Genomic DNA, 14,739 nt, shown 5'->3' with positions numbered 1-14,739 from the left:
GCCCGCACCTGCCGCTCCCGCCGCCCCGGTGGCCGGCGTTGACTTCGAAAAAGTCCACGCAGTAATCCAGGAACGCTGCACGGTTTGCCATTCCGCCTCCCCTACCAGCCCGCTGTTCAGCGTGGCTCCGGCCGGGGTGATGTTTGACACCGCGCAACAAATTCAACTGATGGCCCCGCGCATTCAAGCGCAAGCCGTCGCCACACCGATCATGCCGCTGGGCAACATCACTCAGATGACCCAGCAAGAACGCGACTTGGTCGGTGCCTGGGTCAACTCAGGAGCCCACATCAACTGACGCACACGGGTGGCCGCAAACCGTGGGCGGCCACCCACCACACCATTAGCTCACAACAATAAAAATGACCGAGGTGTTGCATGTCCGACTTAACCGAACCGCGCATACCCGCAGTAACCGCACCACCACCCATCCAGCGGCTACCGTTGTTGCAATTGATTCTGGTCGGTCTGCAGCACGTGCTGCTGATGTACGGGGGTGCTGTCGCCGTCCCCCTGATCATCGGCCAGGCAGCGGGGCTGAGTCGTGAGGAAATCGCCTTTCTGATCAACGCCGACCTGCTGGTGGCCGGCGTGGCAACCATCGTCCAGTCTTGGGGCATCGGCCCCATGGGCATTCGCATGCCGGTGATGATGGGCGCCAGTTTTGCCGCCGTTGGCAGCATGGTGGCGATGGCCGGGATGCCGGGCATCGGCATGACCGGTATTTTCGGGGCAACCATTGCCGCCGGTTTCTTCGGAATGATCATTGCGCCGTTCATGTCCAAGGTGGTGCGCTTCTTCCCGCCGCTGGTCACCGGCACCGTGATTACCTCCATTGGCCTGTCACTGTTCCCGGTCGCCGTCAATTGGGCGGGAGGCGGCAGCACAGCAGCGCAATTCGGCTCACCGATTTACCTGTTTATTGCGGCGCTGGTGCTGGGCACCATTTTGCTCATCAATCGCTTTATGCGCGGTTTCTGGGTCAACGTTTCGGTACTGATCGGCATGGCACTGGGCTATGCCCTGTGTGGTGCCATCGGCATGGTCAACTTGCAAGGCATCGGCCTGGCGCCGTGGTTCCAGATCGTCACGCCGCTGCACTTCGGCATGCCTGAGTTCCATCTGGCACCGATCCTGTCGATGTGTCTGGTGGTGGTGATCATTTTTGTCGAGTCCACCGGGATGTTTCTGGCGCTGGGCAAGATCACCGACCAGGAAGTCACCCCACGCATGCTCCGTCGCGGCTTGCTGTGCGACGCCGGGGCTTCGTTTCTGGCGGGCTTTTTCAACACCTTCACCCACTCTTCATTCGCCCAGAACATCGGTCTGGTGCAAATGACCGGCGTGCGTTGCCGCTCGGTGACGATCATGGCCGGGATCTTCCTGATCACCCTCAGTCTGTTGCCTAAAGCCGCGTTCCTGGTGGCCTCGATTCCGCCCGCGGTACTGGGCGGCGCAGCCATTGCGATGTTCGGCATGGTTGCCGCCACGGGGATCAAAATCCTCCAGGAAGCCGACATTGCCGACCGCCGCAATCAACTGCTGGTGGCCGTCAGCATTGGCATGGGCCTGATCCCGGTGGTGCGCCCCGAGTTCTTCGCACACTTGCCACTCTGGATGGGCCCGATCACCCACAGCGGCATCGCCATGGCGGCAGTCAGCGCCGTGTCCCTGAACCTGCTGTTCAACGTACTGGGCGGCGCCGAGCGTGCAGCCATGAGCGGTCACGTGCATCAGCATTGATGCGCGATGGATGAGTGTTTGTGTGGGAGCGGGCTTGCTCGCGATGAAATCGCTACGGTTTACCTGAAAAACCGCAGCGCCTGAATCGCGAGCAAGCCCGCTCCCACCCACCTGCCAATCTCTGGCACACACAATAATAAAAAAGGAAGCATCCCATGCACTGCAAACACTGGGGCGTCACGCTCGCGGGTGGGCTTTTGGCTGCAGGTCAGGCCATGGCCGGTGATCTGTTCTTGTGGCAAACCAACAGCCTCACCTACCTGTACGGCAAGAACTTCGCGATCAACCCGTCGATCCAGCAAACGATCACCTTTGAACACGCCGACAAATGGAAATACGGCGACAACTTCCTGTTTGTCGACCGCATTTTCTACAACGGTAAAGCCGACCCCAACAAAGGCCCACACACCTATTACGGCGAGTTCAGCCCACGCCTGTCGTTCGGCAAGATCTTCGACCAAAAACTCGAATATGGCCCCATTAAAGACGTGCTCCTGGCCATGACTTACGAGTACGGCGAAGGCGACAGCGAGGCCTACCTCATTGGTCCGGGCTTTGACTTGGCGGTGCCCGGCTTTAACTACTTCACCCTCAACTTTTATCGCCGCCACACCGAAGGGCCACGCCCTGGCACGGGGGTTTGGCAGATCACACCGTCGTTCTCCTACACCATTCCAGTGGGCCGCTCCAACGTGCTGATCGATGGCCACATGGACTGGGTGGTCGATAATGACCAGAACTCACGCGGCACGTATCACGCCAACCTGCACTTCAACCCGCAGGTCAAATATGACCTGGGCAAAGCCCTTAACCTGGGCGAAAAGCAACTGTATGTCGGCTTTGAATACAGCTACTGGAAAAACAAGTACGGCATCGAAAGCAGCAGCCGTCTGGACACCAACCAAAACACCGCCAGCGCCCTGATCAAAGTCCACTTTTAAGCCTTGCTGCGCCCGGGCAACCACAGCGCGCTTGAGTACCGACGCCAGAGTCAGTACTCTGCGCGGCCGCTCAAAGACGGGCGCTGTTTTAAAGCTGACTCTGAAGCCAACTTTATCGTTCAACTCAACTGTTTACGGCCTGCATTAGTCTCCCGCCACTCAACTGTCCACGGACAGCCGAGCGATGTCTCTTTGCCGTAAAACAGGGTGTTCAAACGCCTTTAAGTTGACCACAAAGACAAGTTTTAAAACAAAAGAACCAAGGTGCCGCACAGAGCGCCGAGTTCTACTCATGCAGCATTGATTAATTTTTGGAGCAACCGAATGAAGCGCATTCTGACCGGCCTGGTGCTTGCGGGGAGCCTGCTGGGCGGTACAACGGCAGCCGCAGAAGACTTGCTGCAGTGGCAAACCAACAGCTTGACGTACTTGTATGGCAAGGACTTCCAGGTCAATCCCAAGATCCAACAGACCTTGACCTTCGAACACGCCGACAGCTGGAAATACGGTGATAACTTTTTGTTTGTCGACCGTATTTTTTACAACGGCAAAGAAGACAGTAACTTAGGCACCAACACCTACTACGGCGAGTTCACGCCGCGCTTGTCGTTCGGCAAGATCTTCGATCAGAAGTTTGAGTTTGGCCCCATCAAAGACGTGTTGCTGGCCCTCACGTACGAGTTTGGCGAAGGCGATTCAGACTCCTACCTGATCGGCCCAGGTTTCGACCTGAATGTGCCGGGCTTCGACTTCTTCCAGTTGAACTTCTACAAACGCTACCCAGAAGGCAACCGCCCGGGCCGTGGTGTTTGGCAGATCACCCCGGTGTGGTCCTGGACCCAGCCCGTGGGCAACTCCGATGTGGTCATCGACGGCTACATGGACTGGGTGGTCGACAACGATCAGAACGCGCGCGGCACCTACCACGCCAACCTGCACTTCAACCCACAGATCAAATATGACTTGGGCAAGGCGTTGAACTGGAGCGCGAAGCAACTGTACGTCGGTATCGAATACGACTACTGGAAAAACAAGTACGGCATCGAAGACAGCGGCTCCTTCAAAACCAACCAGGACACCGCGAGCCTGTTGGTCAAGTACCACTTCTGATGCACCCGCTTCAGCCACTGCATTCGCGTGGCTGAAGCCCTCCTCCCTGAGCAGCAACCTCCCCTCATTGGCCACCTTTATTTGACATACGCCGCGCATGCGTATATTTCTGCATACGCCATGTATGTCAAAACACCTTTCTTACCTGCAACGTCACGGAGCTTGTATGGCCAACCCCTATCGCGAGATTTTCAGCGCCCCCGGCAGCAAAGCGTTTTGCGCCGCAGGCCTGATCGCCCGAATGCCCATATCCATGGCAGGTATCGGCATCATCACCATGCTTTCGCAGTTGCACGGCTCGTATTGGTTGGCGGGCGCGGTGGCGGCTACCTTTGCACTGGCCATGGCCCTGCTGGCACCACAGATTTCTCGCGCGGTTGATCGCTACGGGCAACGCCGGATCTTGCCCGGCGTGGCGGCGGTTGGCGTCTGCGCCATGCTTGCGTTGCTGCTGTGCAGCTACCTGAACGCGCCCGACTGGACGCTGTTTGTCTGCGCCGCCCTGGCCGGCTGCATGCCCAGCATGCCGGCCATGGTCCGCTCCCGCTGGAGTGAGCTGTACCGCGGCTCGCCCAAGCTGCACACGGCGTTCTCGATTGAATCGGTGCTGGACGAAGTCTGCTTTATCATCGGCCCGCCCATTTCCGTGGGCCTGAGCGTGGCCCTGTTCCCCCAGGCCGGGCCACTGGCGGCCGCGATCCTGTTGGCAGTGGGCGTAACCGCCTTTGTCATGCAACACAAAACTGAGCCGCCCGTTCACCCGCGCACTCTGGAGAATGACGTCACGGTCTTGCGCCAGGGCGCGGTTCTGGTGCTGATGATGGCCTTGATCGGCCTGGGCACCATTGTCGGCACCGTGGATGTGGTCAGCGTGGCCTTTGCCCAACACCAGGGCGAACCGGCGGCCGCGAGCATCGTCCTGTCGGTGTATGCACTGGGTTCATGCCTGGCCGGGCTGGTGTTTGGCAGCCTCAAATTGAACATGCCCCTGCCCCGGTTGTTTTTGTTGGGCGCGTTGGCCACCGCAATCACCATGGTGCCGCTGATGTGGGCCAACAGCATCATCACCCTGGCCGCGGCCATGTTTGTCGCCGGGCTGTTCTTCGCCCCGACCCTGATCACCGCCATGGCGCTGGTCGAAAACATCGTCGCCCCGGCCAAGCTGACCGAAGGCCTGACCTGGATGATCACCGGCCTGGGCATGGGCGTTGCCCTCGGGGCGGTGGTCGGTGGCTGGGTGATCGACGCTTACGGTGCACCGGCAGGCTTCAGGGTGTCGTTGATCGCCGGTTTGGGCATGTTGCTGTTTGCCATCGCGGGCTATCGGCTGTTGCAAAACAGCACCTCGCAGCCGGGTAACGCGCTGGCCTGACGGCTGGCGTACGACCGCCTGCAAGCAGCTGTCTTGAGACGTTTGCAATCACGGTGCTACCATGCCCGACCGCCAAAACAGGCAAGGAAATACCGGGTTTATGAGTAGCATCCGCGAGCGCAACAAAGAACTGATTTTGCGAGCCGCCAGCGAGGAATTCGCCGACAAAGGGTTTGCCGCCAGCAAAACCAGCGACATCGCGGCCAAGGCGGGGGTGCCCAAGCCCAACGTCTATTACTACTTCAAATCCAAGGAAAACCTGTACCGCGAAGTGCTCGAAAGCATCATCGAGCCGATCCTGCGTGTGTCGACGCCGTTCAACGCCGATGGCGAGCCGAACGAGGTGTTAAGCAACTACATCCGTTCCAAAATCCTGATTTCCCGCGAACTGCCGTTTGCCTCGAAAGTGTTCGCCAGCGAAATCATGCACGGCGCCCCGCACCTCAGTGAAAAACAGGTCGAACTGCTTAACGACCAGGCCAAACACAACATCGCCTGCATCCAGACCTGGATCGACCGCGGCCTGATCGCCCCGATCGACCCGCACCACCTGATGTTCAGCATCTGGGCCGCGACCCAGACCTACGCCGACTTCGACTGGCAAATTTCCGCCATCACCGGCAAGGCCAAGCTCGACGACAGCGACTACGAAGCTGCAACGCAGACCATTATTCGGCTGGTGCTTAAAGGCTGTGCGCCGGACCAATAAGCAACACCAAAATCCGTAGGAGCGAGCTCGCCTCGCGATCTTTTAAAAGATCAAAAGATCGCGAGGCAAGCTCGCTCCTACCGTAAGACGTGATTAAGCCACCACTCCCGCATCCGCGCGCAGCCCTTGTCCTTCTATCGCGCTGATGGCGCATTGCTCATCAATGTCTGAGGTATCACCACTGATACCGATCGCCCCCAGCACCTTGCCCTGAGCATCGCGGATCAAGACGCCACCCGGCACCGGCACGATATCGCCTTGGCCCATGCCATTGAGCGCCGCGAAAAACATCGGGCGCTGCTGTGCGTCCAGCGCCAGTGCACGTGACCCCTTGCCCAAGGCAATCGCCCCCCAGGCCTTGCCAATCGAAATGTTGGGGCGCAACAAGCTGGCGCCGTCCTCACGCTGCAACGCCAGCAAATACCCACCCGAATCGAGTACCGCGACCGTCAGCGGGGACGCGTTGATGCTGCGACCCGCGTTCAAGGCTTGAGCCGCCAGGGTTAAAGCGACTTTCAAGGTTAAAGCACTCATGGTTGCCATCCTTATTTTGTTATTGGAAGCCTTGCCCCACCTGCTTCAGGCAGAACCAATGAGAGCAATAGAACACAAAAATACGATTATTTGTATACAGTTTTTCAGATAACAATTCCCAAAAAACCTAAAACCTCGTGAAATAGGGCCTCCCGACCGTCTAGCCATGGATTAAACAAAAGCCATTGACCTGCAGGGCGGACCATGAATAAACTCAGCCATCAGCCACTTGTATACAATTATAAAACGTAAGAGGCACAATCAAATGAGCAAAATGAGAGCAATCGAAGCCGCTGTTTTGGTGATGCGTCGTGAAGGTGTCGACACCGCTTTTGGTATCCCGGGCGCCGCCATCAACCCGCTGTATTCAGCCTTGCAAAAAGTGGGCGGCATCGATCACGTCCTCGCTCGCCACGTGGAAGGCGCCTCGCATATGGCCGAGGGCTACACCCGCACCAAAGCCGGCAATATTGGCGTGTGCATCGGCACCTCCGGCCCTGCGGGCACTGACATGGTGACCGGCCTTTACAGCGCCTCTGCCGATTCGATCCCGATTCTGTGCATCACCGGCCAAGCGCCACGGGCGCGTCTGCATAAAGAAGACTTCCAGGCCGTGGACATCACCAGCATCGTCAAGCCGGTGACCAAGTGGGCAACCACTGTGCTCGAGCCGGGCCAGGTGCCTTACGCCTTCCAGAAAGCCTTTTATGAAATGCGCTCCGGGCGCCCTGGCCCCGTGCTGATTGACCTGCCGTTTGATGTGCAAATGGCTGAAATCGAATTCGACATCGACACCTACGAACCCCTGCCGCTGGCCAAGCCTTCGGCCACCCGGGTACAGGTCGAAAAAGCCTTGGCCATGCTCGACCAGGCCGAACGCCCGCTGCTGGTCAGCGGCGGTGGCGTGATCAACGCCGACGCCAGCGCGTTGCTGGTGGAGTTCGCCGAGTTGACCGGCATCCCGGTGATCCCGACCTTGATGGGCTGGGGCAGCATTGCCGACGATCACCCGCTGATGGTCGGTATGGTCGGCCTACAAACCTCGCACCGCTACGGCAACGCCACCCTGCTCAAATCCGACGTAGTACTGGGCATCGGCAACCGCTGGGCCAACCGCCACACCGGTTCGGTCGAGGTGTACACCGAAGGCCGTAAATTCATCCACGTGGACATTGAGCCGACACAAATCGGCCGCGTTTTCACCCCGGACCTGGGCATCGTTTCCGACGCAGGCGCAGCCCTCACTGTGTTCCTGGAAGTGGCCCGCGAATGGAAAGCCGCCGGCAAGCTGAAAAACCGCAGCGCCTGGCTGCAAGACTGCCAACAACGCAAAGCAACCCTGCACCGCAAGACTCACTTCGACTCCGTGCCGGTCAAGCCGCAACGCGTGTACGAAGAGATGAACCAAGTGTTCGGCAAAGACACCTGCTATGTCAGCACCATCGGTTTGTCGCAGATTGCCGGTGCGCAGTTCCTGCACGTTTACAAGCCACGCCACTGGATCAACTGCGGCCAGGCCGGGCCATTGGGCTGGACTATTCCGGCAGCGCTAGGCGTGGTCAAGGCCGACCCGAACCGCAACGTTGTAGCCCTGTCGGGTGACTATGACTTCCAGTTCATGATCGAAGAACTGGCCGTGGGCGCGCAGTTCAACCTGCCGTACATCCACGTGGTGGTGAACAACTCCTACCTTGGCCTGATCCGTCAGGCACAGCGTGGATTCGAAATGGACTACTGCGTGCAGCTGTCTTTCGACAACCTTAATGCCCCAGAACTGAATGGCTACGGCGTCGACCACGTCGCCGTGGTCGAAGGTCTGGGCTGCAAGGCGCTGCGCGTATTCGAACCGGCTCAAATCCAGCCTGCACTGCGCAAGGCGCAAGACATGCTCAAAGAGTTCCGCGTACCGGTGGTCGTAGAGATTATTCTGGAGCGCGTGACCAACATCTCGATGGGCACCGAAATCAACGCCGTCAATGAATTTGAAGATCTGGCGCTGGTGGGTAACGATGCACCGACCGCCATTTCAATGCTCGATTAACCCCTAAGCCCTAGCCCTCTCCTGCGTGGAGAGGGAACAAAAAAGCAGGAGTTCACCATGCCGCGTTTTGCCGCCAACCTGTCCATGCTGTTCACCGAACAGGATTTCCTTGTCCGTTTCCAAGCGGCTGCCAACGCTGGTTTCCACGGCGTTGAATACCTGTTTCCGTACGACTACAGCGCTGAAGAAATCAAACATCACCTGGATGCCAACAAACTGACCCAGGTGCTGTTCAACCTGCCCGCCGGCGATTGGGCCAAGGGCGAGCGCGGGATTGCCTGCCACCCCGACCGGGTCGAGGAATTCCACGCAGGCGTCGACAAGGCCATCGCCTACGCCAAAGTACTGGGCAACACGCAAATCAACTGCCTGGCCGGGATTCGCCCACAAGGCGTAGACGACGCCACCGTCGAAAGAACCTTCATCAGCAACCTCAAGTACGCCGCCGACAAACTGCAAGCGGTGGGCATCAAGCTGGTGATGGAAGCGATCAATACCCGCGACATTCCGGGCTTTTACCTCAACAAAACCGCACAGGCGCTGGCGATTCAGGACAAGGTCGGCAGCGCCAACCTGTTCCTGCAATACGACATCTATCACATGCAAATCATGGAAGGCGACCTGGCGCGCACCATGCAAACGCACCTGGCGCAGATCAACCACATCCAGCTGGCAGACAACCCCGGCCGCCATGAACCGGGCACCGGCGAGATCAACTACCGCTTCCTGTTCGACCACCTCGACAGCATCGGCTATCAGGGCTGGGTCGGTTGCGAGTACAAGCCGCTGACCAGCACCGAAGCCGGGCTGGTGTGGCTCAAGACGCATAACGCGGTGTAAAAGTTGTTTATCCAATAAAAACAAGAGGATTTGTCATGGCTAAAATCGGATTTATCGGCACCGGGATCATGGGTTTGCCTATGGCCAGCAACCTGCAAAAGGCCGGGCACAGCCTGTTCTTGTCGACCCATCGCGGCGCAGCACCTAGCGACCTGCTGTCGGCTGGCGCCATCGCCCTGGCCAGCCCGAAAGAAGTCGCTCAGGAAGCCGAATTCATCATCATCATGGTGCCCGACACCCCGCAGGTCGACGAAGTCCTGTTCAGTGAAAACGGGATTGCCGCAGGCCTGAGCCCGAACAAAGTGGTGATCGACATGAGTTCGATCTCGCCCACTGCGACCAAAGCCTTCGCCGAAAAAATCAACGCCAAGGGCGCGCAGTACCTCGACGCCCCGGTGTCTGGCGGTGAAGTCGGCGCCAAGGCTGGCACCCTGAGCATCATGGTCGGCGGTGACGAAAAAACCTTCGCCCGTGCCCTGCCCCTGCTGCAAAGCATGGGTAAAAACATCACCCTGGTCGGCGGCAATGGCGACGGCCAAACCGCCAAAGTGGCCAACCAGATCATCGTCGCCCTGAACATTCAGGCCGTGGCCGAAGCCCTGGTCTTTGCCGCCAAAAACGGCGCGGACCCGGCCAAGGTTCGCGAAGCCTTGATGGGCGGCTTCGCCTCTTCGAAGATCCTTGAAGTGCACGGCGAGCGCATGATCAAAGGCACCTTCGATCCGGGGTTCCGCATTAGCCTGCACCAGAAAGACCTCAACCTGGCGCTGGCTGGCGCCCGTGAGCTGGGGATCAACCTGCCCAACACCGCCAACGCCCAGCAAGTGTTCAGCACCTGCGCCGCTCTCGGTGGCGGCAACTGGGACCACTCGGCGCTGATCAAAGGCCTGGAACACATGGCCAACTTCTCCATTCGCGACAAATAACCTCTGCGGTCCACCCACCGTAGGAGCTGCCGCAGGCTGCGATCTTTAGTTTTTTAAAACGATCGCAACCTGCTGCACTTTCTGCGGGGCATCTGCTCACCCTCAAAAAAGTTGATTGCGCCATGACTCATTGCCCTGACTGGGCCACGGCCCTGTGCAATGGTTTCAGCCAAGTCTTCCTGCAACGTCACCCACTCTGCGGCGTGCTGTGCCTGCTGGCCATTGTCGTCAGCGCACCTGCGTTGCTCGGCGGGGCGTTGCTCGGTGCAGTCGCAGGCTTGCTGACGGCACAACGTCGCGGCTACGCCAAAACCGAACGTCAGGCCGGGCTCTACAGCTACAACGGTGTGTTGCTGGGGCTGCTGCTGAGCCATCAACTGCCGTGGTCAGCCATGCTGCCACTGTTGATCATCGCCAGCGCCGGGATCAGCAGCATGGTGGTGCATCAATGGCTCAAACGCGCCACGCATCCCCATAGCCTGATGATTTACACCGCTCCTTTTGTCGCCATCGGCTGGGTCCTGCTCACCCTGCAAGGAACACCGGAGTACAGCATTGAACCGTACGCCCTCAACGCCTGGACGCTGCTGCAAGCCCTGTTCAAGGGGATCAGCCAAGTCATGCTGCTAAATCACCCGGTCGCCGGGCTGCTGATTGTCATCGGCTTGTGCCTGAGCCACTGGCGGGCGGCCCTGTGGGCGCTGACTGGCTCACTCGCCGGGCTGTTATGGAGCCTCTACCAACAGGACACCGGCGCCGCACTAAACGGGCTGGCTGGCTACAACCCGGCGCTGGCAGCATTGGCCTTGAGCCAGCAAGGGAGCCGAATCTGCAAGCCGTTGCTGGGCATCGTCGTAACCTTGGCCTTGGCGCCGGGTTTCAGTGCGCTGGGTCTGCCTCTTTTAACCGCGCCCTTTGTGCTCAGTTGCTGGGTTATCGGTGGCGGTGTTCGCCTGTTAAGCCGCAAGTCGGCTGGCAGTGAAGCGCAAAGCAGGTTGCGCATCGAACGTTAATACCCGAATCTTCAGGGTTTTGGGTATCGAGCGATCTACATGAAGAATCAGGATTGGCGTCAGCGCCTGTACGTGATGGTGTTTCAGTCTGACACCCCCGCCGGGCGCCGTTTCGATACCACCCTGCTGCTGATCATCATGGCGAGTCTGGTGGTGGTCATCCTCGACAGCATCAACAGCATTCACCTGCAATACGGCGACCTGCTGGCCTATATCGAATGGGGCTTCACCTTTGTGTTTGCCATCGAATACGGCCTGCGCCTGTACTGCTCGCCCAAACCATTGCGCTACGCGTTCAGCTTTTATGGATTGGTGGACCTGCTCGCCATCGTGCCGGGGATCCTGGCGATTTATTACAGCGACGCGCAGTACCTGTTGATTATTCGTGTCATCCGCATGCTGCGGATCTTCCGGATCCTCAAACTGTTGCCCTACTTGAGCCAGGCCAATTACCTGCTCTCAGCCTTGCGCGGCAGCAAACAGAAAATCATCGTGTTCCTGGTCGGGGTATCCACCCTGGTCACCGTGTTCGGCACCTTGATGTACGTGGTTGAAGGCCCGGATCACGGCTTTACCAGCATCCCGGTCAGCATCTATTGGGCCATCGTGACCCTGACCACCGTCGGCTACGGCGACATCGTCCCGCAGACCATTCCCGGGCAAGTGATCTCGGCCATGGTGATGATCACCGGCTACTCAATCATCGCCGTGCCCACCGGTATTTTTACCGCCGAACTGGCCAACGCCATGCGCGGCGAACAGTTGCAGCACACGTGCACCACCTGCAAAAAAGCCCAGCACGAGGCCTCGGCGTCTTTTTGTTCCCGGTGTGGTAATGCGCTATTCGTCAAAAACGTATAAACAAAGTGCTTTTTAATCTTTTAAGGACTATGCAGCACCCGCTATAGTCGCTGGCATATTGCCTCTTTTGCCCCCTATAACAAGGACTACGCAGTGAAAAAACTCTTTAGCGCCTCTTTGTTGGTCGCAGGCCTTGCACTCAGCAGCCTGGCCCACGCCGACAACAAACCGTTGCTTAACGTGTCTTACGACGTGATGCGCGACTTCTACAAAGACTACAACCCTGCGTTCCAAAAGCACTGGGAAAAAGAGAAGAACCAAAAGCCGACTGTGCAGATGTCCTTCGGCGGCTCGAGCAAACAAGCACGCGCAGTGATCGACGGCCTGCCGGCCGACGTGATCACCATGAACATGGCCACCGACATCAACGCCCTGGCTGACAACGGCCAACTGGTCCCGGAAAACTGGGTCACCCGCCTGCCGGATAACAGCGCGCCGTTCACCTCGGCCACCGTATTTATCGTCCGTAAAGGCAACCCGAAAGGCCTGAACGACTGGCCAGACCTGCTCAAGGACGGCGTGCAAGTGATCGTGCCCAACCCGAAAACCTCAGGTAACGGCCGCTACACCTTCCTCTCGGCCTGGGGCTATGCGCAAAAACACGGCGCCGATGAAGCAAAAGCCCGAGAGTTTGTCGGCAAACTGTTCAAGCAAGTGCCTGTGCTGGACACCGGCGGCCGTGCGGCCACCACCACGTTCATGACCAACCAGATCGGCGACGTGCTGGTGACCTTCGAAAACGAAGCAGAAATGATTGCCCGCGAGTTTGGTCGTGACCAGTTCGAAGTGATCTACCCAAGCGTTTCTGCCGAAGCAGAGCCGCCAGTGACCGTGGTCGATAAAGTCGTCGACAAAAAAGGCACCCGCGCCGAGGCCGAGGAATACCTCAAGTACCTGTGGTCGCCAGAAGGCCAGGAAATTGCTGCCAAAAACTACCTGCGCCCACGCGACCAGGCGATCCTGGCCAAGTACAACGACCGCTTCCCGAAAGTCGACTTCCTGTCGGTTGAGAAAACCTTCGGCGACTGGCGTGAAGTGCAGAAAAAATACTTCAGCGATGGCGGCGTGTTCGATCAGATCTACAGCGGCCAATAACCCCACCCCCGCTTAGGAACTAACTTGCCTCGCGATCTTTTGACGTTCTAAAAGCTCGCGAAGCAAGCCCGCCCTCACCACCTGTACAAAAACACAGTAAAAACGCTTGATCTCCAGCCAATGACTGCCCATGCTGCACCTCTTCTGCGATGCATGAATGAGTAGAGCTATGCGGCTGTTTCTGTGTGAAAAACCTTCCCAGGCCAAAGATATTTCGGCCGTGCTCGGCGCCAGCCGACGCGGTGATGGCTGCTGGGTGGGCGCCAATGCAACCGTCACCTGGTGCATTGGCCACCTGCTTGAAACCGCCCCGCCAGACGCCTATGACGAGCGCTACAAGCGCTGGGTACTGGCCGACCTGCCGATCATCCCGGAAAAATGGAAGATGCGGGTCAAGCCCAAAACCGCCAGCCAGTTCAAAGCCGTCAAACGCCTGCTGGGTGAAGCCAGTGAACTGGTGATTGCCACCGACGCCGACCGCGAAGGCGAAATGATCGCCCGCGAACTGGTCGAGCATTGCCGCTATCGCGGGCCCATCCAGCGCCTGTGGTTATCCGCACTGGACGACGCCTCCATTCGCAAAGCCCTGGCGGCACTCAAGCCCGGCGCCGAAACCTTTAATCTCTATCACTCGGCCTTGGGCCGCTCGCGGGCCGACTGGCTGATCGGCATGAACATGAGCCGCCTGTTCACCCTGCTCGGGCGCAAGTCCGGCTATCAGGGGGTGTTGCCGGTAGGCCGGGTACAAACCCCGACCCTGCGTCTGGTGGTCGACCGTGATCGCAGCATCAGCGACTTTGTGCCGGTGGCGTACTGGGCGATCGATGTGCAACTCAAGCACGACGAGCAACTGTTCACCGCGCAATGGCGAGCCGATCCCGACACCTGTGACGATCAGGACCGCTGCCTCAACCAGGCCCACGCGCAACAGGCTGCCACCGCCATCAGCAACGCCAGCCACGCGCGGGTCAGCAAATTGCACACCGAGCGCATGCGCGAAGTCGCGCCGTTGCCCTTCGACCTCGGCACCCTGCAAGAAGTGTGTTCAAAAAAACTCGGCCTCGGCGCGCAAGAAACCCTCGACGTCGCCCAGGCGCTGTACGAAACCTACAAGGTCGTGACCTACCCGCGCAGCGATTGCGGCTACCTGCCGCTCAGCCAGCACAGCGAGGCTGCCTCCATACTGGCTGCCCTGCGTCAGGCCGACCCCAGCCTTGCGCCTCTGGCCGGGCACCTCGACCCGCAACGCCGCTCACGGGCCTGGAACGACGCCAAGGTCAGCGCCCACCACGGCATCATCCCCACAGCAGCGGCGAAGAACCTCGAACGCCTGAGCGGCAAACACCGCGCCGTGTACACCTTGATTCGTGCCCGCTACCTGGCGCAGTTTCTACCCAACCATGAATACGACCGCACCCAGGCTGATTTCGACTGCGCGAGCCAGCACTTGCGGGCCGTCGGCAAGCAAATCGTCGAACCCGGCTGGAAGCGCGCCCTGCCCGAAGCACTGGCCCCGGCCAAAGGTCGCGAAGCCCCGGTCCCGCAACCCTTGCC

At 59.0% G+C, this 14,739-nt stretch carries 13 protein-coding genes and 1 pseudogene; 13 read left to right on the top strand and 1 reads right to left on the bottom strand.

Annotated features, from left to right (window positions below; translation table 11 throughout):
* From GHO25_RS23875 to GHO25_RS23850, 6 genes and pseudogenes are all read left to right on the top strand, one after another.
* Positions 1-298 (top strand): annotated as a pseudogene (locus GHO25_RS23875) (hypothetical protein); the annotation flags it as partial.
* 80 nt (positions 299-378) lie between these two features.
* Positions 379-1,743 carry a nucleobase:cation symporter-2 family protein gene (locus GHO25_RS23870; protein ID WP_048371302.1) on the top strand — a complete coding sequence of 455 codons (1,365 nt, stop codon included), beginning with the start codon at positions 379-381 and terminating at the stop codon, positions 1,741-1,743.
* A gap of 155 nt (positions 1,744-1,898) precedes the next feature.
* Positions 1,899-2,684 (top strand): outer membrane protein OmpK, encoded by a 786-nt coding sequence (locus tag GHO25_RS23865; RefSeq protein ID WP_153392836.1) that lies wholly within the window; start codon positions 1,899-1,901, stop codon positions 2,682-2,684.
* A gap of 324 nt (positions 2,685-3,008) precedes the next feature.
* Complete coding sequence (locus GHO25_RS23860) at positions 3,009-3,794, top strand: outer membrane protein OmpK (RefSeq protein ID WP_048371305.1); 786 nt, start codon at positions 3,009-3,011, stop codon at positions 3,792-3,794.
* 166 nt (positions 3,795-3,960) lie between these two features.
* Positions 3,961-5,166, top strand: coding sequence for an MFS transporter (locus GHO25_RS23855; protein ID WP_153392833.1), 1,206 nt, complete (start codon positions 3,961-3,963; stop codon positions 5,164-5,166).
* Between the two features lie 100 nt (positions 5,167-5,266).
* Entirely contained in the window at positions 5,267-5,875 is a 609-nt protein-coding gene (locus tag GHO25_RS23850) for a TetR/AcrR family transcriptional regulator (protein ID WP_048371308.1), read from the top strand.
* A 93-nt stretch (positions 5,876-5,968) separates the two neighbouring features.
* Here GHO25_RS23850 and GHO25_RS23845 read toward each other — a convergent pair whose 3' ends face one another.
* Positions 5,969-6,409, bottom strand: a complete 441-nt coding sequence (locus GHO25_RS23845; RefSeq protein WP_153392830.1) for a heme-binding protein — start codon at positions 6,407-6,409, stop codon at positions 5,969-5,971.
* A 265-nt stretch (positions 6,410-6,674) separates the two neighbouring features.
* Between GHO25_RS23845 and gcl the strand changes: the two genes are divergently transcribed.
* From gcl to GHO25_RS23810, 7 genes are all read left to right on the top strand, one after another.
* Positions 6,675-8,450 (top strand): glyoxylate carboligase, encoded by a 1,776-nt coding sequence (gene gcl, locus GHO25_RS23840; protein ID WP_153392826.1) that lies wholly within the window; start codon positions 6,675-6,677, stop codon positions 8,448-8,450.
* Positions 8,451-8,507: 57 nt separating this feature from the next.
* Positions 8,508-9,290, top strand: a complete 783-nt coding sequence (gene hyi, locus GHO25_RS23835; RefSeq protein WP_153392823.1) for a hydroxypyruvate isomerase — start codon at positions 8,508-8,510, stop codon at positions 9,288-9,290.
* Positions 9,291-9,325: 35 nt separating this feature from the next.
* Positions 9,326-10,216, top strand: a complete 891-nt coding sequence (locus tag GHO25_RS23830; protein ID WP_153392820.1) for a 2-hydroxy-3-oxopropionate reductase — start codon at positions 9,326-9,328, stop codon at positions 10,214-10,216.
* 122 nt (positions 10,217-10,338) lie between these two features.
* Positions 10,339-11,229 carry an urea transporter gene (locus GHO25_RS23825; protein ID WP_153392816.1) on the top strand — a complete coding sequence of 297 codons (891 nt, stop codon included), beginning with the start codon at positions 10,339-10,341 and terminating at the stop codon, positions 11,227-11,229.
* 39 nt (positions 11,230-11,268) lie between these two features.
* Complete coding sequence (locus tag GHO25_RS23820; protein ID WP_153327815.1) at positions 11,269-12,090, top strand: ion transporter; 822 nt, start codon at positions 11,269-11,271, stop codon at positions 12,088-12,090.
* A gap of 93 nt (positions 12,091-12,183) precedes the next feature.
* Positions 12,184-13,185, top strand: coding sequence for a sulfate ABC transporter substrate-binding protein (locus GHO25_RS23815; RefSeq protein WP_178110208.1), 1,002 nt, complete (start codon positions 12,184-12,186; stop codon positions 13,183-13,185).
* A 169-nt stretch (positions 13,186-13,354) separates the two neighbouring features.
* Positions 13,355-14,739: DNA topoisomerase III (locus tag GHO25_RS23810; protein ID WP_153392812.1), on the top strand; the 1,385-nt coding region annotated here is incomplete at its 3' end.

The sequence above is a fragment of the Pseudomonas sp. FSL R10-1350 genome (assembly GCF_009600525.1).
GTDB lineage: Bacteria > Pseudomonadota > Gammaproteobacteria > Pseudomonadales > Pseudomonadaceae > Aquipseudomonas > Aquipseudomonas helleri.
The sequence above is the reverse complement of the archived record's forward strand: the minus strand, read 5'-3'. Positions and strand labels throughout refer to the sequence as shown.